The following is a 21,511-nucleotide window of genomic DNA, read 5'->3' on the forward strand; positions in this document are numbered from 1 at the left end:
CGCGGGCCCCGGTTAGCCGCGCTTGCGCAGCATCGTCCAGGCGCCAAAGCCCAGAACGCCGACCGCGCCGACCGCAAGCCAAAGCGTCAGCGACCCGCCCGAGATCGCGCGCAGCGGCGCCTCGGGGTCGTCAAGAAACGCATGGCCCGCCGTGAAGCCCGCCCAGATGAGCGCCATAATGATCCCGATCACCTTTGGCGGCGCTTTCATCGCCTTGCCCAAGATCCCCACGATCACCAGCACAAAGATACCCTGCATGGCTTATGTCCTTCCCGTCGAGCCAAAGCCGCCCGCGCCCCGACTGGTAGCGCTAAGCGTATCGGCGAGCGCATAGCCTGCCTGCACGACGGGGGCAATGACTGCCTGCGCGATCCGGTCGCCATGGTGAATCGTATAGGCGACATTTCCCAGATTGATCATCAAAACGCCCAAGGGGCCGCGATAGTCGCTGTCAATCGTGCCCGGTGTATTGGGCAGGCTGAGCCCGTGTTTGAGCGCGAGCCCAGAACGCGGGCGAATCTGCATTTCGAACCCTTGCGGAATTTCGACCACAAGCCCGGTCGGCACAATGGCCCGCGCCATCGGGGCCAAGGTGACCCCCGCATCGCGGATATCGGGCGGCAGATTGGCACGAATGTCGGCCCCGGCGGAGCCGGGGGTTTCATAGCGGGGCAGCGCCACTTCCGGGTCGGCCCAGTCCTCGCGCAGGACCTTGATGATCGGGGTCATGGTCAGGCCTTTCCTGTCAGGGTGGCCGCGATGCGCGCGGCAAGCCGCGCGGCCACCAAAGGTTTGGGCATTTGCGTCCATTCCTCGGCGCCGCTGTCATCGATGATTGTCACGGTGTTGTCGGCCCCGCCCATGACCCCGCTTTCGGGGCTGACATCATTCGCCACGATCCAGTCACAGCCCTTGCGGGCACGTTTGGCGGTGGCATGGGCTTGGACATTCTCGGTTTCGGCAGCAAAGCCCACCACAAGCTGCGGGCGCCCCGCTTCCATCTGCGCGACGGTGGCCAGAATGTCGGGGTTCTCGGCAAAGTCCAGCCTGGGGGCGGTGCCAGTGGCATCCTTTTTCATCTTTTGATCGGCCGCATTCGCCACATGCCAATCCGCCACTGCAGCCGCAAAAACCGCGGCATCGGCGGGCAGCGCGGTTTGCACGGCCCCCAGCATTTCGCGCGCCGTGTCCACCCGCACAACCGTGACCCCTTCGGGCGGGGGCACGCTGGCGGGGCCGGTCACAAAGGTGACCTGCGCGCCCAGATCGCGCAGCGCGGCGGCCAGCGCGGTGCCCTGCGCGCCAGAAGAGCGGTTGGCGATATAGCGCACGGGGTCGATAGGTTCATGCGTCGGGCCAGAAGTGACCAGCACATGTTTGCCCGCAAGCGGGCCGCGGGCCATTGCGGCGCGGATTGCGGTCACAATCTCGGCGGGCTCGGCCATCCGGCCCAGCCCATATTCGCCGCAAGCCATGTCGCCTTCGTTGGGGCCAACGGTCAAAACGCCATCGGCGCGCAATTGCGCCAAGTTGCGTTGGGTGGCCGGGTGGTGCCACATCCGCACATTCATCGAGGGGGCTATCAGCACCTTTTTGTCGGTTGCCAGCAACAAGGTGCTGGCCAGATCGCCCGCCAAACCCTGTGCCATTTTCGCCATCAAATCGGCCGTGGCCGGCGCCACCACCACCAGATCGGCGGCGCGGCTGAGTTGAATATGGCCGATTTCCGCTTCCTGCGTCAGATCGAAAAGGGTGCTATGCGCCGCTTCGCCCGCCAAGGCCGAAATCGCTATCGGGGTCACGAATTCCGTCCCGGCCTTGGTCAGCACCGGCGTCACTGCCGCCCCTTCGGCGCGCAACAGGCGCACCAATTCGGGGCATTTCACCGCCGCGATGCCGCCGCCAATGATGAGCAGGATCCGTTTGCCATGCAACATGCGCGCCTCCGTTCTTGCTCAAGCTGTAGGGCGGCGGCGGCGGCGGCGCAAGTTATTGGAAGGCCAGGCAGGGGTCTTCGCGCTCTGCCCGGTCGGTGACGATCCACCAATCGAAGGGCTGGTCGGGGCCCAGCGTTCCGGTTTCGGGCCGCTCCAATTGGCCCAGCGAGATAACACGGACCGAGCGATCTGCATGGGCAATCAACGCGGGCACGGCGCGGTCCGTGCGGGCATGACCCGATCCGGTGATCAGCGCGACGGGACCGCCGGTTTCGGCAAGCGCCTTGAGGGTGGTGGCGGCAAAAGCCCCATCGCGCAACCGTTGTGCCGCGACCATGCCGGGCAGCATCTCGGGGGGCAGGGCGTTGCAATGATCTTTTTGCGCGCTGGCCTCAAGCGAGGCTTGCAGATCGGTGGGATAGGGTTGATCGATGCCGAAGCGCACCGCCTCGGGCCACAGATCGGCAAGCGGCGCCCCCATCGCCTGCCGCACCGTCGCGCGCGGCAGCGCCGCGCCGTAAATGCGCGCTTGCGGGGCGGCGGCGAAGATCGGCGCATAAAGTGCGAAATCGGGCCAGCCCGCGGCTTCCCATCCCAGCGTCTCGCCCAAGGTTTCGGGTTGGGCAATCAACTCTGGCGTGACCCGCGCGGCCTGCTCGGGGCTTAGCATTTCAAACACCAAGGCTTTTGGGGAAAGTGTCTCGACCGCCAGCGCCTGATTGCGATGATGTTCGGCATTGTCGTGCAACTCGCCCAAAACAAGCACCGCAGGCGCTGCTTTGGCGACTTTTGCCGGTAAATCAGCGGCGGTGATTTCCGCAGCGCACAGCGGCGCTGCGGTCAGCATCAAGGCAAGGAATGCGAATTTCATGCGAAGAAATGGGCAACCTCCGGGCCGCGGCTTTCAAGGCTTTTGCGCATCTTGCCAAAGGCTTGGGCTTCAAGCTGGCGGATGCGCTCTTTCGAAAGGCCCAGTTCTTCGCCCAGACTTTCAAGCGTGCGCGGCGCATCGATCAGGCGGCGCTGTATCACGATGTAACGCTCCCGCCCCGAAAGGTTATCCATCGCCTCGCCCAGCCAGTTGCGCATCAGCGCGCCGTCATGCGCTTCGGTCACGCGGGTTTCGGGGCCCGCGCCATCATCTTCCAGCGCATCGACCCATTCGCGCCCTTCTTCATCCGAAGATTGCGGTGCGTTGAGCGAAAAGTCAGAGCCCGCAAGCCGGCCCTCCATCATTTCGACATCGGCCAACGGCACGCCAATGCTGGTGGCGACGCGTTGGCGCAGTTGCGCCCCGTCCAAATCTTCGCCTTCGGCTTGGGCCTCACGAATGATCTGTGCCTGCACCCGGCGCATATTGAAAAACAGTGCCTTTTGCGACGAGGTCGAGCCGGTGCGCACCATCGACCAGTTGCGCATCACGAATTCTTGGATCGAAGCTTTGATCCACCACACCGCATAGGTCGAAAAGCGCACGCCGCGATCGGGGTCGAACTTGTCGGCCGCTTTCATCAGTCCCAAAGAGGCTTCTTGAATGAGATCGTTCATCGGCGCGCCGTAGCGGCGGAATTTGGAGGCCATCGAAACCGCCAGCCGCATGTAAGCGCTGACCAACCGATGCAAGGCGACCTCATCACGATGGTCGCGCCATGCGCGGGCCAATTCGGCCTCTGTCTCTGCATCCAGATATTCGGCGCGCATCGCTTGGCGCGCCAAGGTGTCGTCAGTAAATCCGTCGAGTGCCATGTCACAGTCTCCCCGAGTTTTCGCGACCCGCTGTTGGCTTTCTCCCTGCGGTCACTGTGACAGAAACGCACAGCCTTGTCTTTTGGTTGCACTGTGCGTCACAAAAAATTCAATGTGCGCCAATGCGCTATCACAACCTGTTGGAATCGATCCAAAAAATTCCCCCTATGGTTGTTTTAAGCGGGTCCAGCTTAGATTTTTCCTCGCGCAGGCAAGTCTTGCCGGTCGAAAAAACCGCCCTAAACGCGGTGAGGCGAGTCGCGTGCGGGGCGGAAATCCCTTGATCGCCGGGGCGCTTGCCCGCCATGCTGAAGCCGTTCTTTGGTGGGTATGTGGGTAACGCAAGATGGTGGCCAGAACCTATACGGTGGCATTCGAAGGGGTGGAGGCCCGCCCGGTCGAAGTGCAATGCGCTTTGGCGACTGGCATGCCTGCGTTCTCGATCGTCGGATTGCCCGACAAAGCAGTGAGCGAGGCGAAAGAGCGGGTGCGCGCGGCACTGGCGGCCTTGTCGATCGCCCTGCCGATGCGGCGCATCACGGTGAACCTTTCGCCCGCCGATCTGCCCAAGGAGGGCTCTCATTTCGACCTGCCCATTGCGCTGGCGTTGTTGGCGGCCATCGACATCGTGCCGCGCGAAGAGGTAGAGAGCATGGTGGCGATTGGCGAATTGGCGCTAGATGGCCGGGTGGTGCCGGTGGTGGGGGCGCTGCCCGCCGCAATGGCGGCCGCGGCCGAGGATAAGGCGCTGATCTGTCCGCAAGCCTGTGGGGCCGAGGCCGCTTGGGTCGGCGCGACGGATGTCTTTGCCCCCGCGACCCTCACAGAGGCCTTGCGCCACCTAAGCGGGCAACAACCTTTAGCCCCGGCGCAACCGGGCGAGGTGGTGGCCGCGCAAAACCCGCGCGACCTTCGCGATGTGAAGGGGCAGGAGCGCGCGAAGCGCGCGCTCGAAATCGCGGCGGCGGGGCGGCATCATTTGTTCATGGTTGGCCCGCCCGGCGCGGGCAAATCTATGCTGGCGGCGCGGTTGCCCGGCATCTTGCCGCCGCTGTCTGCGCGCGAGGCGCTGGAAACCTCGATGGTGCATTCGCTGTCGGGGCTGCTGAGCGAGGGGGGCATTTCGCGCATCCGCCCATTTCGCGAACCGCATCACACGGCGTCTATGGCGGCGATGATCGGCGGCGGGCGCGGGGCCCGCCCCGGCGAAGTCAGCCTTGCCCATAACGGCGTTTTGTTCATGGATGAGTTTCCCGAATTTCCGCGCGCCGTGCTGGAAACCTTGCGCCAGCCGATTGAAACCGGCGAGGTGGTGGTGGCGCGGGCCAATGCCCATGTGCGCTACCCGTGCCGGTTCTTGCTGGTCGCGGCGGCGAACCCGTGCCGGTGCGGCTATCTGGGCGATCCGGCGCGGGCCTGTGCCCGGGTGCCGCAATGCGGGGCGGATTATCTGGGCCGAGTTTCGGGGCCGCTGATGGATCGCTTCGATCTGCGCATCGAAGTGCCGGGGGTGGATTGGCGCGAGTTGGATTTGCCTGCGGCAGGAGACAGTTCCGCGACCGTGGCGCAGCGGGTGGCACAGGCACGCGATGTGCAGGCCGCGCGGTTCGCAGGGCACCCCTATCTGCGCGTCAATGCCGAGGCCGAGGGCGCGGTCTTAGAAGACATCGCGCCGCTTGATGCCGAGGGGCGCGATCTGCTGGGCAAGGTCTCGGAGCGCTTCGGGCTGACTGCGCGCGGCTATCACCGCGTCTTGCGCAGCGCGCGCACAATTGCCGATCTGGAGGGGGCGGCGGATGTGCGCGCCCCCCATCTGGCCGAGGCTGTCAGTTACCGGATCAGTTACGCGCAGGCAGGCTAAGGCATCTGCGCGCGAAATCGCCCGCATCGCGCAGCGCCGCGCGTGCCTCTGGGATCAGACCGTCGAACATTTGCCATGCATGCGGCGCATCGGGGAAAAGTTGCAACGTGACATCGACCTTTGCATCGCGCAGCTTGTGTTCCAGCCGCATCGCATCGTCGCGCAGAATATCGCGTTCCGAGGTTTGCAGAAGCACCGGCGGGCAATCGGGGTAGCTGGCGTAAAGCGGCGACACGGCAGGGTCATCGGCGCGGTGCCCGTTCAGGTAATAGCCTGTCACTTCTTCCATCCGCTCCGCCGCCAGCATCGGGTCGCGCTCTTCGATCAGCACGATCGAGGGCGAGGCTCCGGTCAGGTCAGTCCAAGGCGACATGGCAATCAGCCCAGCGGGCGGCGTGCCCGCCTTGCACAGCCGCGCAAGCAGCGACAGCGCAAGCCCGGCCCCGGCACTGTCACCCGACAGCACGATCCGGCCCGGCGCATAGCCCTTGGCCACCAAATCGGCAAAGGCGGCCTCGGCATCGTTCAGCCCTGCCGGGAACGGATGTTCGGGCGCCAGCCGGTAATCGGGGGCAAACACCTCGACCGCGGCCAACCGCGACAGCCGCGACAGCATGCCTTTGTGGGTCGTGGGGCTGCCCGCGACAAAGGCCCCGCCATGCAGGTGCAAGATCGCCACATCCGGTGTGATTTTGCCCGAGCGCACCGACAGCGCGGGCCGGTCGCCCAAGGTCAGCGGCAGCGCCACGGTCGAGGGCGCATCGCGCAAAAACAGCCGCGACCAGCGTTCCATGTCCTTGCGCAATTGTTCCGGCGCGGCCACGCGGCGCATATAAGGCTTGGCGCTGGCCCGCAAAACAGCATTGAGACAGATCAGTTGCAGGCTCATTGCGCCCCCCGTTTCGTTTCGATGACTTCCCAGATCCGCTTGGCAACATTGGTGCCGTCAAAGCGTTCCAATTCCTGAATGCCGGTGGGCGAGGTGACGTTGATTTCGGTCAGCCAATCGCCGATCACGTCGATGCCGACGAAAATCTGCCCTTTTTCGCGCAAAAGCGGCCCGATGGCGGCACAGATTTCCAATTCACGATCCGTAAGCTTGGTGGGTTCGGCGCGCCCGCCCACATGCATGTTGGAGCGGGTTTCGCCCGCAGCGGGCACGCGGTTGATCGCGCCCACCGGCTCGCCATCGACCAGCAAGATACGTTTGTCGCCTTGGGTCACGGCGGGCAGGTATTTCTGCACGATCAAGGGTTCACGGTTGATGCCGGTGAACAGCTCATGCAGCGAGGCCAGATTGCGGTCATTGGCATCCAGCCGGAACACCCCCGCGCCACCATTGCCGTAAAGCGGCTTGAGGATCACATCGCCATGCACCGCCTTGAAATCACGGATCACCTGCAAGTCGCGCGCCACCAGCGTGGGGGGCGTCAGCGTCGGGAAATTCAGCACCAACAGCTTTTCGGGGTAATTGCGCACCCAAAACGGATCATTGACGACCAAAGTGCCGGGGTGGATGCGGTCCAAAAGGTGGGTGGTGGTGATATAGCCCATGTCAAAGGGCGGGTCTTGGCGCAGCCAAACCACGTCAAAGCTGCCCAGATCAACCTCGGTTTCGTCGCCCAAGGTGAAATGGTTGCCCTTTTCGCGGCGCAAGTCCACCGGCCAGCCGCGCGCCAAAACCTTGCCCTCGCGGTAGAACATCCGGTCGGGCGTATAGTAAAACAGGCTATGCCCCCGCGCCTGCGCCTCCAGCGCGATCCGGAACGTGCTGTCACCGGCGATGTCGATCCCGGCGATCGGGTCCATTTGCAACGCTACTCTCAAGGCCATGACGCCCCCTTTCGTTGATCTCTTGATGCCCCGCGCGGGGAGGCGATGCAATCCGCCACGAGGTGAACAGCCCGTGAGGCTTCAGCCGAATATATGTGCGTTTTCGACAATTTCGATGACGCCGCCGCGATCAACAAGCGCAAGATCGAAACGCATCTCGGTAACGGCCAGATCGGGGCGCTGGGCGGCGAATTCCTCGGCCGACAGGGCGATGCGCTGAAGCTGGCGGGGCAACAGATGCTCGGCGGCGCGGCCATGGGTTGCGGAGTGTTTGACCTCGACGAAAACCAGCACCTTGCCGTGGTGCGCGATCAGGTCAATCTCGCCGCCATATTGGCCGCGCCAGCGCCGGGCCAGCACCGCGAACCCCGCGCGTTCATAGCGCAAGGCGACCTGATCTTCTGCCGCGGCCCCGGCATGATGCGCCATTTTCCCGCGCAGGCGGCGATCAGTCGTCATCGTGATCAAGCGCAAGCGCGCGCTGATAGACATCGCGCCGGGGCAGGCCGAAGGCTTGCGCCACCTCGGTGGCCGCATCTTTGACGCGCATCCGGCTGAGCCGGTCGCGCAAGGCGGTATCGATATCCTCGGGGCCCACGCGCGGCCCGTGCGGGCGATCCAAAAGCACCACGATCTCGCCCTTGATGGGGGCGGTTTGCAGCCCTTCGATCAATTCGGCAACGCTGCCGCGCCGGACTTCTTCGAACCGTTTGGTCAGTTCGCGGCACAAGACGGCGGGGCGGTCGGGGCCGAAGGTCTCGGCCAGATCGGCCAGCATCGCCGCGACCCGCTTGGGGGATTCGTAAAAGATCACCGTGGCTTGCAGATCGGCCATTTCAGAAAGCCATTTGCGCCGCGCAGTTTGGGTGTTGGGCGGAAAGCCCGCGAACAAGAACCGGTCCGACGGCAGGCCCGAAACCGTCAGCGCCGCGAGAACGGCCGAGGGACCGGGCGCGGCAAAGACCGGATGCCCCGCCGCAATCGCAGCGCGTCCCAATTGAAACCCCGGGTCCGCGACCAAGGGCGTGCCCGCTTCCGAGGCGTAGCCAACCACCTTGCCCTCGGCCAGTGCGGCCAGCAGCCTGGGGCGGGCCTGCTCGCCATTGTGATCGTGATAGGCGATCAGCGGGCGCCCGTTCAGCGCGATGCCATGAATTTCCATTAAATGGCGTAGCGTGCGCGTGTCTTCGGCGGCCAGCACATCGGCCATTTGCAAGATGTCGAGCGCGCGCAACGTGATGTCGCGCGCCGCGCCGATGGGCGTGGCCAGAAAATGCAGCCCCGGGGCCGGTTTGCGCGCCCCGCCGCCGAAAGCCTGTGCCGTCATCGGCGCGCTTTCGCCCATGCTGTCGTCCGCTGCCATGGATCTGCGCCCCGCTGCCAAGCCAAGTTTACTTATGAAGGCGAAACGCTTAGGCTCCCGCCCCAGTTACACCCCCGCCGATCCGGAGGCCAATTTCATGTTCGCCACTTTGCGCAGCGCCCGCAACCCCCTGTTGCGGCTCTTCATTCTGTTCTCGGCCTTGTGGCTGGCGGCTTGTCAGCCGATTCCCGGTGGCGGCGGTGGCCCGCGCCTTGGTGCGGGCGAGGCGGTGCCGGTCGCGCTTTTGGTGCCCTCGGGCACCGGCGAGACCAATGACGAGCTTTTGGCCTCTTCGTTGCGCCAAGCCGCGCAATTGGCGATTTCCGATCTGAACGGGGTGCAGATCGATCTGCGCATCTACAACACCGCAGGCCAGCCCGCCCAAGCCGCCGCAATGGCGACCAAGGCGGTGGATGAAGGCGCGAAGATCATTCTTGGCCCGGTTTATTCGGGCTCGGCCAATGCGGCGGCGGTGGCGGTGGCCGACCGGGGCGTGAATGTGCTCGCATTCTCGAACAACACCGATATCGCCGGGGGCAACCTGTTCGTTTTGGGGCCGACCTTCCCGAATACGGCGAACCGGATGGCCTCTTACGCGGTGTCGCAGGGCAAACGCCGGATCATGGTGGTCAGCGAACAGACGCTGGCCGGTCAGGTCGGCGCGGCGGCAATCAAAACGGCGGTGGCGCGGTTTGGCGGCGCCGTCGCGGGCGAGGTCAGCTTTCCCTATTCGCAGACCGATGTGGTCAATGCCGTGCCGCAAATCGCGGACCGCGTGAAAGCGGGCGGCGTCGATGCTTTGTTCATCACCTCCGATGCCGGGGGGGCGCTGCCGCTTTTGGCGCAGATGCTGCCCGAGCAGGGGGTGAACCCTGCGGTGACCAAATTCATCGGCCTGACGCGCTGGGATACGCCGCCTGCCGCAATGGCGCTGCCGGGGCTGCAAGGCGGCTGGTTCGCGCTGCCTGATCCGAACCTGAACGACCGATTCCGCGACCGGTATCAAACCGCTTACGGCGGGGCGCCGCATCCGATTGCGGGGTTGGCCTATGATGGTATTGCCGCCATCGGCGCGCTGGTGAAATCGCGCCGCGACGATGCGCTCAGCCGCACCGCGCTGACGCAAGATTCGGGCTTTGTGGGGGTGAACGGTATCTTCCGGCTGCGCCCCGATGGCACCAATGAACGCGGCCTTGCCGTGGCCGAAATCCGCAACGGGCAGGTCGTCGTGATCGATGCCGCCCCGCGCTCCTTTGGCGGGTTTGGCTTCTAAGCCGACCGCCCAAACCCGTGCCGCGAGGCCAATAGGGACATGAGGCTCACGTGAGTGACACAACCACCATCGCCCCGGCTCCTGCCGGGGCGCCCTTGCTTTTCGAGACCGACGCGCTGCTGGCGGCGCTGGACGCGCATTTAAGCGCCGCCGATGCGCGCGGGTTGCGCGCCGAGACGGTGAAATTCCTATGCGAAGCGCGCGAAGCGGCCTTGCCCCATATCGTCGCGCAATTCGAACGCCATCCGCGCAGCGCGGAAGATACGGTGCAAGATTACGCCACGATGACCGATGGGCTGGTGCGGGCGGTCTTTCATATTGCCACCACCCGGCTGCACCCGGTGCAATCCCGCACTTCGGCGGAAAACATCTCGGTGCTGGCGGTGGGCGGCTATGGCCGGGCGGAAATGGCGCCCTTTTCCGATGTCGATCTGCTGTTCCTGACGCCCTACAAGATCACCCCATGGGCGGAAAGCGTGATCGAAAGCATGCTCTACATGCTGTGGGATCTGAAGCTGAAGGTCGGCCATTCATCCCGCACGGTGGATGATTGCCTGCGGCTGGGGCGCGAGGACATCACGATCCGCACCGCGCTTTTGGAAAACCGTCATATCTGCGGCGATGCCCCCTTGGCCGAGAAACTTGACCAGACGCTGCGCAACGATCTGTTCAAATCCACCGGGCCCGAATTCATCGAGGCGAAGCTGGCCGAACGGGCTGAACGGCACCGCCGTCAAGGCGGGCAGCGCTATGTGCTTGAGCCCAACGTGAAAGAGGGCAAGGGCGGGCTGCGCGATCTGCAAACGCTTTACTGGATCGCCAAATATATCCACGGCGTGAATGATACCGCCGATCTGGTGGGACTTGGGGTCTTCACCGCCGAGGAATTCCGCGCCTTTCAGGAGGCGGAAGACTTCCTTTGGGCGGTGCGCTGCCATTTGCACCTGATTGCGAACCGCGCCTCGGATCAGTTGTCTTTCGATGCGCAGGTCGAGGTGGCGCGGCGCATGGGCTTCAAGGATATGGCGGGCCGACGCGGGGTCGAGGTGTTCATGCAGCACTATTTCCGCCACGCCACGCAGGTGGGTGAGGTGACGCGGGTCTTCTTGACGGTGCTGGAACAACAGCATGCCAAGCCCGCGCCGGTGCTCAAGCGGCTGTTCCGCCGCCGTCGCCCGTTGATGGCGCCGTTCATCGACGACATTGGCCGGATCAATATTTCCGACCGCGATGCTTTCTTGTCGGACCCGCTCAATTTCCTGCGCATCTTCGAAGAGGCTTTGCGCACGGGTATGTTGATCCACCCCGATGCGATGCGGCTGATTTCGGCCAACCTGCGCCGCATTGACGACAAGATGCGCGAAGACAAGGAAGCGGCGCGGATCTTCCTTGATTTGCTGATTAAACATGGCAACCCCGAACGTGCGCTGCGGCGCATGAACGAAATGGGCGTTCTGGCCGCCTTCATCCCGGAATTCGAGCCGATCGTGGCGATGATGCAGTTCAATATGTATCACAGCTACACGGTGGACGAGCATACGATTCAGGTGATCTCGACGCTGGCGCAGATCGAGCGCGGCGAGCTGACCGAGGATTTGCCGCTTTCGTCGAACATCCTTGACGAGGGGGTGAACCGGCGCGTCCTTTATGTGGCGCTGTTGCTTCATGACATCGGCAAGGGCCGGCCCGAAGATCACTCGATCTTGGGGGCGCAAATCGCGCGTAAGGTGGCGCCGCGGCTGGGGTTGAATGCGGATGATTGCGAAACCGTCGAATGGCTTATTCGCAACCACCTGCTGATGTCGGATGTGGCGCAAAAACGTGACCTGTCCGACCCGCGCACGATCCGCGATTTCGCCAAACGGGTGAAGACCCGCAAGCGGCTGGATCTGCTGACGGTGCTGACGGTGTGCGATATTCGCGGTGTTGGCCCGAATGTGTGGAACAACTGGAAAGCCTCGCTTCTGCGTCGGCTCCATTCGGAAACCGCGCGGGCGCTTGAACACGGGCTGGAGGCGGTGAACCGCGCGCAACGTTCCGATGCGGCGAAAAAAGCGCTGCGCGAAGCGCTGGCCGATTGGGAGCCGAAAGCGCTGCGCGCCGAACTGGCCCGCCATTACGACCCCTATTGGCAGGGGCTGACCACCGGCACCCATGCCGATCTGGCCAAACTGCTGCGCGGGCTGGATGACAATGAAATCCGCATCGATCTGCATCCGGACCCCGATCACGATGCGACGCGCGCTTCTTTCGCGCTGGGCGATCACCCCGGGATCTTTTCGCGGCTGGCTGGGGCCTTGGCGCTGGTGGGGGCGAATGTCGTCGATGCGCGCACCTATACCTCCAAAGACGGCTATGCCACGGCGGTCTTCTGGATCCAGGATGCCGAGGGGCACCCCTATGAGGCGTCGCGCCTGCCGCGCCTGCGCAAGATGATCGAACGCACGCTGAAAGGCGAGGTGGTGGCGCGCGACGCGCTTAAGGACCGCGACAAGCTGAAGAAACGCGAACGCGAGTTCAAGTTCCCTACCCATGTCATGATCGACAACGAGGGCTCGGATATCTACACGATCGTCGAGGTGGATACCCGCGACCGGCCCGGCCTGCTGTATGATTTGACGCGGGCCTTGGCGGCGTCGAATATCTACATCGCCTCCGCCGTGATCGCGACCTATGGCGCGCAGGTGGTCGACAGTTTCTACGTCAAGGACATGTTCGGGCTGAAACTTCATTCGAAAGCGCGCCGTGAGGCGTTGGAAAAACGGCTGCGCGAGGCGATCACGCGCGGGGCCGAACGGGCGGCGGAAAACTCATGACGCCGATCCGCCTGGTGCGCGGTTTCTTCACCGTGGGCGGCTGGACGATGGCCAGCCGCATCCTTGGCTTTGTCCGCGATGCTTGGATTGCCGCCGTTCTGGGCACGGGCCCTGCGGCGCAGGCTTTTATCGTGGCCTTTTCGTTGCCCAATATGTTCCGCCGCTTCTTTGCCGAGGGTGCGTTCAATACCGCCTTTGTGCCGATGTTTTCCAAAAAGCTGGAAGGCGGCGCCGGGGCCGAAGATTTTGCGCGCGAGGCACTGGCGGGTCTTGCCTCGGTCGTGCTGGCGCTGACGCTGATTGCGCAACTGTTCATGCCGGGGCTCGTCTATGCGATGGCCTCGGGCTTCAGCGGCGAAAAGTTCGACCTGACGGTGACGTTTGCGCGCATCGCCTTCCCCTATATCCTGTTCATCTCGTTGGCGGCTTTGGCCTCGGGCGTGCTGAACGCCACGGGGCGCTTTGCCGCCGCTGCCGCTGCCCCGGTGCTGCTCAATGTGGTCTTTCTGGCCACGCTTTGGGCCGCGCCACGGCTGGGGCTTGATCCGGGGCTGGCGCTGACCTGGGCGGTGCCGGTTGCCGGGATCGCCCAATTCGCCTTGGTGTGGGAGGCCGCGCGGCGGGCCGGGGTGCGGTTGGTGCCGCGCCCGCCCCGATTGTCGCCCGATATGAAGCGGCTGGCCATGGTTGCCGCGCCGGCGATGCTGGCGGGCGGCGTGGTGCAGATCAACCTGCTCGTTGGGCGGCAAGTGTCGAGCTATTTCGATGAGGCGGTGGCGTGGCTTTATAACGCCGACCGGCTGTATCAATTGCCGCTTGGGGTGGTGGCGATTGCGATTGGTGTGGTGCTGCTGCCCGATCTGTCGCGGCGGTTGCAAAACGGCGATGCGGCAGGCGCGCGGCATAGTTTCAACCGCGCGACCGAGTTTTGCCTTGCGCTGACGCTTCCGGCCGCCGTGGCGCTGATGGTGATTGCCGAGCCGCTGACCTCTGTGCTGTTCGAACGCGGCCGCTTTGGCCCCGAAGACACCGCCGCGACGGCGGTGGCGGTGGCGGTTTATGGTGTGGGCCTGCCCGCGTTCGTTTTGCAAAAGGTGCTGCAACCCCTGTTCTTCGCGCGCGAAGACACCCGCAGCCCGTTCCGCTATGCGCTGGTGGCGATGGTGGTGAATGCAGTGCTGGCGGTGGGGTTGGCGTTTTGGGTGGGCTATATCGCCGCCGCCTTGGCCACGACGCTTGCCGCTTGGGTGATGGTCGTGCAGCTTTGGCTGGGCAGCCGCGCGATGGGCGACAGTGTCATGCTGGATGAAGGGCTGCGCAAGCGTGCGCCGCGCATCGCCATTGCCTCTGCGGTGATGGGGCTGTGTCTGTGGCTTGGTAATCTCTACCTTGGCCCGGCGCTGCATCTGGCCAGTTGGCGCTACCTTGCGTTGGCCGGGCTGATTGGCATTGGGATTGTCAGCTATTTCGGGTCCGGTGCGGTGATCGGGGCGTTCCGGCTGAGCGATTTCAAATCGGCGGTGCGGCGGGGCCGGTAACGGCCCCCGCCATTTTTAGCGTTTACGCAGCTTGCGCAGCAGGTGTTGCCAGCCGCCCGGCGCGACCAGGAAGCTCAGCAAAAAGCCCACGCCAAAGCCTGCGAATTGCGCGATCCAATCGGGCCGCGCGCCGAAAAGTGCGCCGAACACCAGTTGTAGCCCGGCCAGCATGCCGATCAGCGAAAACGCCCGCATTCTGTTTGGATCGCCCGGGCCAAGTTTCATCCACAAAAGCCAGGTGAAGGCCCCAATCAGCCCATAGGCCCCGGGATAGCCGCCGACCAGATAGCCTTGGGTGAAAGGCATCAGCGCATAGACAAGCCCGCCAAGGATCGAAGCCCCCAAAAACACGGCGGCCACCGCCCATCCGGCAAACACCTCGCCCACGAATTTCCCCATGGCGAGGGTGAACACCACGACAAAGGCGGCATGGGTCAAGCTGAGATGCACGAATGCATAGCCAATCAGCGTTGCGATGGGGCGGATCGACCAGTCTTGCAGCGCGATCATGCGCCGGAACCCGTCGGGGTCAAAGCCCAACTGGCCCAAAATCTCATAGCGCCAGCCAATCGCCGCCGCGCCCAAAACGCCCGTATTCGCCAGCGCGAAGATGATCTCGGTCACGATCATCGGCGCGACCAGAATCCAGACAACCGTGGGCAGCGGGTTGACTGGTTTTTCGTTATAGCCGTGATGCATTGTCTCTCCCTTCGGGCGCAACATTGCGCCGCGCGCCCTTTAGCGATAAGCGCTGATGGTCCGTATTTCCAGCCCGGAGCCCGATCATGACTGCCAAACCCCAAGAAACGCCTGAAGATATCAACGCCAAGTTCACGCCGCGCATTTTTTCCGGCATCCAGCCCTCGGGCAACTTGACGCTGGGCAATTACCTTGGGGCGCTGAGACGGTTTGCACAAAAGCAAGATGAGGGCGTCGAGACGATCTATTGCCTGGTCGATCTGCATGCGATCACCGTCTGGCAAGACCCGGAAGCGCTGAAAAAACAAACGCGCGAGGCAGCGGCGGCCTTTCTCGCCTCGGGAATCGATCCGGCGCGGTCGATCTTGTTCAACCAAAGCCAAGTGTCGGCCCATGCAGAGCTGGGCTGGGCTCTTAACTGTGTCGCGCGGATGGGCTGGATGAACCGCATGACGCAGTGGAAAGACAAGGCGGGCAAAAATGCCGAAAAGCAGTCGCTTGGCCTCTTTGCTTACCCTTCTCTGATGGCGGCGGATATTTTGGTCTATCACGCGACCATGGTGCCGGTGGGCGAAGACCAAAAACAGCATGTGGAGCTGACGCGCGACATCGCTGCGAAGTTCAACCATGACTATGGGGTCGATTTCTTCCCCGCGCCGCTGCCGCTGATCGAAGGGGCCGCCACACGGGTGATGAGCCTGCGCGATGGGTCGAAGAAAATGTCGAAATCGGACCCGTCGGATGCAAGTCGCATCAATCTGACCGATGATGCCGATACGATCGCCAAGAAGTTCAAGAAGGCGGTGACCGACCCCGAGCCGCTGCCGGAAACGGTTGAAGGGCTTGAGGGCCGGGCCGAGGCGCGCAACCTTGTGAACATCTATGCGGCGCTCGCCGATATGACGCCCGCGCAGGTGCTGGGCGAATATGGCGGGCAGGGCTTTGGTGCGTTCAAACCGGCTTTGGCCGATTTGGCGGTGTCCAAACTGGAGCCGATCAGCACCGAAATGAGCCGGTTGATGAACGACCCTGCCGAGATTGACCGGATCTTGGGCGAAGGCGCAGCGAAGGCTGATGCGATTGCCCAGCCGATCTTGGCGAAAACGCTGGAGATCATGGGGATGATCCGCTCGCGCTAAGCCAAAGGCCGGGGGCGCTGCCCCCGGACCCCCGGGATATTTCGACAAAGTCGAAGGTATGATTTCGCGGCCCCTAGAGCGATCTGGGGGCCGCTTTCAATTCGGCACGCGGGTAAAGCCGCCCCATCGCCACGCCGCGCGCGGCATTGAGAACCATCAGCGCCGCCCAAAGCCCATGGTTGCCAAAAGTGGGCACCAGCACAAAAAGCGCCGCAATGTAAATGCTGACCGAAAAGATCATCGCATTGCGCATTTCGCGCGTGAGCGTCGCACCGATAAAGATGCCGTCAAACATCCAAGAGGCGATGCCAATCAGCGGCGCGGCGATGAGCCAAGGCAGGAAATCGCGCGCGACTTCGCGCACCATCGGCGCGGTGGTCATCAGATCAATGATCGGCCCCCCAAAGAGCGTGAACACCACCCCAAGCGCCAGCGCGCCCCCCACGCCCCATTGCGCCGAAACGATCGCCGCGCGCCGCAGCCGTGCGGGGGCCCGTGCGCCCACGGCTTGGCCGACAAGGCTTTCGGCAGCAAAGGCAAAGCCATCCAGCGCGAAGGCGGTGATTTGCAAAAACTGCAAAAGCACCTGATTGGCGGCCAGTTTCACATCGCCTTGCCCCGCGCCAAGGAACAGGAAGGTGGTGAAGCTGCCTTGCAAGATCACCGAACGGATCATGATATCGGTGTTGACCCGCGCCATTTGCTTGAGCGGTGCAGCCGAGAAAAGCGCAGCCCGGCTAAGTCCGGCGGCAAACGCCGAACGGGTGAGCCACAAAGCCAAGGCGAGCCCGGTGAGTTCTGAGATTAAGGTGGCCCCGGCGACGCCTTGCACGCCCCAGCCAAAGCCAAGCACAAAAAGCAGATCGAGCCCGACATTCAGACCGTTCATCGCCACCTGCAACAGCAGCACCGCGCGGGTGCGTTCCAGCGCGATCAACCAGCCCGTAAAGGCGTAAAGCGCAATGGTGGCCGGCGCGCCCCAAATGCGGATCGCCAGATAGTCGCGCGCCAGCGCCTCCACCTCTTCTGACGCGGGGGCGATCTGAAAGGCGGCCCAGAACAGCGGCGCTTGCAGCAAGATCAGCCCCAGCCCGGCGGCCCCGGCGATCAAAAGCGCGCGCAACAGCCCGGCAGCGATCTCCAGCGCATCCCCCTCGCCCTTGGCTTGCGCCACGAGCCCCGTGGTGCCCATGCGCAAGAAACCAAAGATCCAATAGACCGAGGCGAGGATCACCGCGCCAATGCCCACCGCGCCGATTGGCGCGGCGGCCCCCATCTGCCCCACAACGCCGGTATCCACCGCGCCCAAAAGCGGCACGGTGGCATTCGAGATCACAATCGGGCCCGCGATTTTTAAAACGCGGCGATGGGTGATGTCAGTCATCCCCCGTCCGTTCCGGCATCAGAAAATGCCCGGTGGCCTGGGCAAAAAGCTTGGCGCGGTTGTCTTGCCACGCTTCCACATGCACGGAGGCATAGCGGCGGCCCGAGCGGTTCACCCGCGCGCGGGCATAGGCATCGCGCGGCAGGCCCGAGCGCAGATAATCCACCGTGAAATCGATCGTCTTGGGCAGGCGCGGCAGCACCGGATCGGGCGCCGTCAGATCAATCCGCCCGGCTTCGATATCTTCCCAAAGCGTGGACCAGCTCAGCTCCATGATCGCGGCCACTTCCATGAAAGCCGCCGTCACGCCGCCATGCAGCGCGGGCAGCAGCGGATTGCCGATCAGCTTGTCGTCATAGTTCAAAACCGCAGTCAGCTCATCGCCGCGGCGTTCGAATTCAATCCCCAAAAAGCGGATATAGGGCACGCCAGAGACCAGCGCGCGAAGCGCCGCGTCGCGGCGTTGTTTGACCACCTGCACGGGTTCGGGTTTCGCGCGGCTCATTGCGCACCCCCTTTGGGGCGTTCGACGGTAAAGGCGCCGGTGGCGGTGGCGACGGGCAGCCCGTCTTCCTCGTCGTGCGCGGTGGCGCGCAAAAAGGCCACGGTGCGGGTGATATGATAGACCTCGGCGCGCGCGGTGATGCGCTGGCGCGGCGTGGCGGTGCGCATGTAATCGATCCGCAGATCGATGGTGGCGGTGCCCGCCGGGGCCTCTGGGTGGCTGATCACCGCCGCACCGCAGCAGGTGTCCATCAGCGCGGAAACCGCCCCGCCATGGATCACCCCGGTGCGCGGATCGCCCACCAAGTCTTCGCGCCATGGCATCGACAGTTCCGCCCGGCCATCCCCTAAGGATTCAAACTGCATCTGAAGCGCCTGCGCATGCGGGATCGCTTCGATGAACTGTCGTGCCAGCGTAAGTTTATCCGCGTTCATGCCGCCCTCCGTTTGGCAAACGATGCCGTGTGTCCGCGCCAAGCGCAAGCGACACAGAGGCAGCGCGCGCGCGAGGGGAGTTGAAGCAGGCTGCCGTGCGCGTTAGCTTCTGGCCCAAGACTGTAGGGATCGCCCGGGGGAGGGGGGAGACCATGGCCGATGTGCTAAGCTTCAAAGAGATGTGCGCGCGTTTCGATGTGACGCCGCGCACCTTGCGCTATTACGAATATATCGAACTGCTTTCGCCACAAAAGGAGGGGCGGGCGCGGTTCTATGGCCCGCGCGAAGTGGCGCGGATGACCTTGATCTTGCGGGGGCGCCGCTTTGGCTTCAGCCTTGAGGAATTGCGCCAATGGCTGTTGATCTATGATCATCAGGGGACCGAGGCGCAAAATCGCGCGTGGATCGAATTGGCGGATCGGCAATTGGGGGTTTTGACCACCCAGCTTGAGGATTTGCAGGCCGCGATTGCCGATTTGCGGCAATTGCGCGACGACGTGGCTGAAACGCTCGAAACCTGATCTGCGCAGGCGTGGCGTGCTGTTGGGCCGGGCCGGTTTTCGGCCCCGGGCGACGTGGTGACGCGGTTGCGTTTCGTAACGGAATTTCCATTTTCCTGCCGTTCTCTACCTGACATTACGTCAACGTCATCGTGACGCGACGTTACGGTGACGCGAACGTCAACTTCACTTGTAATATGGGGTCGGAAATTCGATCAGCCGCCCTAGATTACGCTAAGGAAAGCAAGGGGCGGCACGATGAGTGACGATCTGATGACGATCCGCGAGATGTGCGACGCCTTCGAGGTGACGCCGCGCACCTTGCGGTTCTACGAGGCGAAAGAACTGCTCTTTCCGCTGCGTGACGGACAGAAACGGCTGTTCACCCGGCGGGATCGGGCGCGGTTGAAGCTGATTTTGCGCGGCAAGCGCTTTGGGTTCAGCCTCGAAGATATTCGTCAGTTGCTGGACCTTTACGACATGGGGGACCAGCAGCGCACACAATTGGCCGAGACGCTGAAAATGGCGCGTCAGCGGCTGGAGGAGATGGAACGTCAGCGCGACGAACTCGGTCAGGCGATCGACGAGCTGGCGGCACAAATTGCCTGGGGCGAGGAGAAGTTGGCCAGCACGGCCGAGTGATCCTTCCCCGGGTCGGGAGAAGGGAGAGGATCATGACCAGTTACACCGCCAATGTGCGTGACATGCAATTCGTGCTGCATGACGTGCTGAATGTGGCCGGGCAAGAGGTGCCGGGCTATGCCGATCTGGAGCGCGAATTCACCGAGGCCGTTTTGGATGCGGCGGGCAAAGTGTCCTCTGAGGTGCTGGCCCCGCTTAATGCGGTGGGCGATCACGAGGGCTGCACGCTGGAAAACAGCGTGGTGCGCACGCCCAAGGGGTTTGATGCTGCCTTTGCCGCGATGAAAGAGGGCGGCTGGACCGCGCTCGACTGCAACCCCGATTATGGCGGGCAGGGCATGCCCTATGTGCTTAACTGCGCGGTGGGCGAGATGTTTGTGTCGTCGAACATGGCCTTCAACATGTATCAAGGGCTGACGCATGGCGCGGTTTCCGCGATCGAGGCGCATGGCTCCGAGGCGCAGAAGGCGACCTATCTGCCGAAGATGATCGCCTGCGACTGGACCGGCACGATGAACCTGACCGAGCCGCACTGCGGCACCGATCTGGGGCTGTTGCGCACCAAGGCGGAACCGCAAGAGGATGGCAGCTACAAGATCACCGGGACCAAGATTTTCATCTCGGCGGGCGAGCACGATCTGGCCGAAAACATCATCCACCTTGTGCTGGCCAAGGCCCCGGGCGGTGGCGAGGGCACAAAGGGCATTTCGCTTTTCATCGTGCCGAAATTCCTTGTGCAGGAAGATGGCAGCTTGGGCGCACGCAATGCGGTGAGCGCGGGCAAGATCGAGCACAAGATGGGCATTCACGGCTCGGCCACTTGTGTGATGAACTATGATGGCGCGACGGGTTACCTTTTGGGCGATCTGCACAAGGGCATGCGCGCGATGTTCACGATGATGAACGAGGCGCGTCTGGGTGTGGGGCTGCAAGGCTATGCGGTGGCCGAAGGCGCCTATCAAAACGCCGTGGCCTATGCCAAGGATCGGTTGCAAGGCCGTGCCGTGACCGGGGCGGAAAACCCGCAAGGGGCCGCCGATCCGCTGATTGTGCATCCTGATATTCGGCGCGCGCTGCTGGATCAAAAGAGCTTTCTGGAGGGGGCGCGGGCCTTTACCTATTGGGGGGCGACGCTGATTGATCGCGCCCATCTGGCGCAAGACCACGAGGCCGAAGCGCTGATTTCACTGCTGACGCCGGTGATTAAGGGGTTCCTGACCGACAAGGGGTTTGAGGCCTGCGTGCAGGCGCAACAGGTCTATGGCGGGCATGGCTATATCGAAGAACAAGGCATGAGCCAGTTCACCCGCGATGCCCGGATCACAATGATCTATGAAGGCGCGAATGGGGTGCAGGCGCTTGACCTTGTGGGGCGCAAGCTTGCAGCCGATGGCGGCAAACCCTTGATGGCGTTCTTTGAGATGGTGAAGGCCGAATGCAAGGCGCATGAGGGGGATGCGCGGATGCAACCGTTCACCGAGGCGCTGAAAACCGCGTCAAAACAGCTTCAGGCGGCGGGGATGTTCTTCATGCAAAACGGCATGAAAAACCCCAATGCGGCGCTGGCGGGCAGCTATGACTTCATGCATCTGATGGGGCATGTCTGCCTTGGGCTGATGTGGACGCGAATGGCCAAGGCGGCCTATGCGGCGCTGGATGGCGGGGCGACGGATGTGGCGTTTTATGAAGGCAAGATTGCCACCGGGCGCTATTATATGGCGCGCCAAATGCCCGCCTGCGCGATGCATCTGGCCCGGATCGAAAGCGGTGCCGATCCGGTGATGACGCTGACGGCGGATCAATTCTAACCCAAAAGGCGCGGCCTTTCGGGCGGATCAGAC

21 protein-coding genes are annotated in these 21,511 nt (G+C 63.4%); 8 read left to right on the top strand and 13 right to left on the bottom strand.

What is annotated here, in order from left to right; all coding sequences use genetic code 11:
- Nucleotides 1–12: 12 nt before the first annotated feature.
- The 5 genes from CKO11_RS09665 to CKO11_RS09685 are packed head-to-tail and all read right to left on the bottom strand — an operon-like array spanning nucleotide 13 to nucleotide 3,683.
- On the bottom strand, nucleotides 13–258 hold the full coding sequence (locus tag CKO11_RS09665) for a hypothetical protein (RefSeq protein WP_223637422.1): 246 nt from the start codon (nucleotides 256–258) through the stop codon (nucleotides 13–15).
- A 3-nt stretch (nucleotides 259–261) separates the two neighbouring features.
- Nucleotides 262–729, bottom strand: a complete 468-nt coding sequence (dut, locus tag CKO11_RS09670) for a dUTP diphosphatase (protein WP_223637425.1) — start codon at nucleotides 727–729, stop codon at nucleotides 262–264.
- Nucleotides 730–731: 2 nt separating this feature from the next.
- Nucleotides 732–1,937: a bifunctional phosphopantothenoylcysteine decarboxylase/phosphopantothenate--cysteine ligase CoaBC gene (gene coaBC, locus CKO11_RS09675; protein ID WP_223637428.1), complete on the bottom strand. Its 1,206-nt coding sequence runs from the start codon at nucleotides 1,935–1,937 to the stop codon at nucleotides 732–734.
- Between the two features lie 52 nt (nucleotides 1,938–1,989).
- Nucleotides 1,990–2,808, bottom strand: coding sequence for a ChaN family lipoprotein (locus tag CKO11_RS09680; protein WP_223637430.1), 819 nt, complete (start codon nucleotides 2,806–2,808; stop codon nucleotides 1,990–1,992).
- On the bottom strand, nucleotides 2,805–3,683 hold the full coding sequence (locus CKO11_RS09685) for an RNA polymerase factor sigma-32 (protein WP_223637432.1): 879 nt from the start codon (nucleotides 3,681–3,683) through the stop codon (nucleotides 2,805–2,807). The genes CKO11_RS09680 and CKO11_RS09685 overlap by 4 nt, the downstream gene beginning before the upstream one ends.
- Before the next feature lie 346 nt (nucleotides 3,684–4,029).
- On the opposite strand from CKO11_RS09685, the gene CKO11_RS09690 reads away from it, so the two are divergent.
- Complete coding sequence (locus tag CKO11_RS09690; RefSeq protein ID WP_223637434.1) at nucleotides 4,030–5,544, top strand: YifB family Mg chelatase-like AAA ATPase; 1,515 nt, start codon at nucleotides 4,030–4,032, stop codon at nucleotides 5,542–5,544.
- Here the strand turns inward: CKO11_RS09690 and CKO11_RS09695 are convergent.
- The 4 genes from CKO11_RS09695 to rsmI all read right to left on the bottom strand — a co-directional run bounded on the left by CKO11_RS09695 (nucleotide 5,522) and on the right by rsmI (nucleotide 8,704).
- Complete coding sequence (locus tag CKO11_RS09695; protein WP_223637444.1) at nucleotides 5,522–6,433, bottom strand: alpha/beta hydrolase; 912 nt, start codon at nucleotides 6,431–6,433, stop codon at nucleotides 5,522–5,524. The two genes, CKO11_RS09690 and CKO11_RS09695, sit on opposite strands and share 23 nt — an antisense overlap.
- Complete coding sequence (gene gshB, locus CKO11_RS09700; protein WP_223637447.1) at nucleotides 6,430–7,377, bottom strand: glutathione synthase; 948 nt, start codon at nucleotides 7,375–7,377, stop codon at nucleotides 6,430–6,432. The genes CKO11_RS09695 and gshB overlap by 4 nt, the downstream gene beginning before the upstream one ends.
- A gap of 81 nt (nucleotides 7,378–7,458) precedes the next feature.
- Nucleotides 7,459–7,836, bottom strand: a complete 378-nt coding sequence (locus CKO11_RS09705) for a YraN family protein (protein ID WP_223637449.1) — start codon at nucleotides 7,834–7,836, stop codon at nucleotides 7,459–7,461.
- Nucleotides 7,826–8,704, bottom strand: a complete 879-nt coding sequence (gene rsmI, locus CKO11_RS09710) for a 16S rRNA (cytidine(1402)-2'-O)-methyltransferase (RefSeq protein WP_223637670.1) — start codon at nucleotides 8,702–8,704, stop codon at nucleotides 7,826–7,828. Before rsmI ends, CKO11_RS09705 begins: the two co-directional genes overlap by 11 nt.
- Before the next feature lie 133 nt (nucleotides 8,705–8,837).
- Here rsmI and CKO11_RS09715 point away from each other — a divergent pair, with 133 nt between their 5' ends.
- From CKO11_RS09715 to murJ, 3 genes are read left to right on the top strand one after another with little or no spacing between them, the layout of a single operon-like run.
- Nucleotides 8,838–10,013 carry a penicillin-binding protein activator gene (locus CKO11_RS09715; RefSeq protein WP_223637452.1) on the top strand — a complete coding sequence of 392 codons (1,176 nt, stop codon included), beginning with the start codon at nucleotides 8,838–8,840 and terminating at the stop codon, nucleotides 10,011–10,013.
- A 50-nt stretch (nucleotides 10,014–10,063) separates the two neighbouring features.
- Nucleotides 10,064–12,829, top strand: coding sequence for a [protein-PII] uridylyltransferase (locus tag CKO11_RS09720; RefSeq protein ID WP_223637455.1), 2,766 nt, complete (start codon nucleotides 10,064–10,066; stop codon nucleotides 12,827–12,829).
- Entirely contained in the window at nucleotides 12,826–14,367 is a 1,542-nt protein-coding gene (gene murJ, locus CKO11_RS09725) for a murein biosynthesis integral membrane protein MurJ (RefSeq protein ID WP_223637458.1), read from the top strand. Before CKO11_RS09720 ends, murJ begins: the two co-directional genes overlap by 4 nt.
- 15 nt (nucleotides 14,368–14,382) lie before the next feature.
- Here the strand turns inward: murJ and CKO11_RS09730 are convergent, their stop codons facing one another.
- Nucleotides 14,383–15,066 carry a rhomboid family intramembrane serine protease gene (locus CKO11_RS09730; protein WP_223637460.1) on the bottom strand — a complete coding sequence of 228 codons (684 nt, stop codon included), beginning with the start codon at nucleotides 15,064–15,066 and terminating at the stop codon, nucleotides 14,383–14,385.
- Nucleotides 15,067–15,152: 86 nt separating this feature from the next.
- Here CKO11_RS09730 and trpS point away from each other — a divergent pair, with 86 nt between their 5' ends.
- Nucleotides 15,153–16,205 (top strand): tryptophan--tRNA ligase, encoded by a 1,053-nt coding sequence (gene trpS, locus CKO11_RS09735; protein ID WP_223637462.1) that lies wholly within the window; start codon nucleotides 15,153–15,155, stop codon nucleotides 16,203–16,205.
- A 73-nt stretch (nucleotides 16,206–16,278) separates the two neighbouring features.
- On the opposite strand, the gene CKO11_RS09740 is transcribed toward trpS, so the two are convergent.
- The 3 genes from CKO11_RS09740 to CKO11_RS09750 are packed head-to-tail and all read right to left on the bottom strand — an operon-like array spanning nucleotide 16,279 to nucleotide 18,528.
- Nucleotides 16,279–17,589, bottom strand: coding sequence for an MATE family efflux transporter (locus CKO11_RS09740; protein ID WP_223637464.1), 1,311 nt, complete (start codon nucleotides 17,587–17,589; stop codon nucleotides 16,279–16,281).
- A complete protein-coding gene (locus CKO11_RS09745; protein ID WP_223637466.1) occupies nucleotides 17,582–18,094 on the bottom strand; it encodes a PaaI family thioesterase in 513 nt (170 codons plus the stop codon). Before CKO11_RS09745 ends, CKO11_RS09740 begins: the two co-directional genes overlap by 8 nt.
- A complete protein-coding gene (locus CKO11_RS09750) occupies nucleotides 18,091–18,528 on the bottom strand; it encodes a PaaI family thioesterase (protein WP_223637468.1) in 438 nt (145 codons plus the stop codon). Before CKO11_RS09750 ends, CKO11_RS09745 begins: the two co-directional genes overlap by 4 nt.
- Before the next feature lie 152 nt (nucleotides 18,529–18,680).
- Between CKO11_RS09750 and CKO11_RS09755 the strand changes: the two genes are divergently transcribed.
- The 3 genes from CKO11_RS09755 (at nucleotide 18,681) to CKO11_RS09765 (ending at nucleotide 21,478) form a co-directional block, all read left to right on the top strand.
- Entirely contained in the window at nucleotides 18,681–19,049 is a 369-nt protein-coding gene (locus CKO11_RS09755) for a MerR family transcriptional regulator (RefSeq protein ID WP_223637470.1), read from the top strand.
- 237 nt (nucleotides 19,050–19,286) lie between these two features.
- A complete protein-coding gene (locus tag CKO11_RS09760; RefSeq protein WP_223637472.1) occupies nucleotides 19,287–19,670 on the top strand; it encodes a MerR family transcriptional regulator in 384 nt (127 codons plus the stop codon).
- 32 nt (nucleotides 19,671–19,702) lie between these two features.
- Nucleotides 19,703–21,478: an acyl-CoA dehydrogenase C-terminal domain-containing protein gene (locus CKO11_RS09765; protein WP_223637474.1), complete on the top strand. Its 1,776-nt coding sequence runs from the start codon at nucleotides 19,703–19,705 to the stop codon at nucleotides 21,476–21,478.
- Nucleotides 21,479–21,511: the final 33 nt, after the last annotated feature.

Origin of the sequence: Rhodobacter sp. TJ_12, assembly GCF_020023995.1 — a bacterium.
Taxonomy (GTDB): Bacteria; Pseudomonadota; Alphaproteobacteria; order Rhodobacterales; family Rhodobacteraceae; genus Rhodobacter.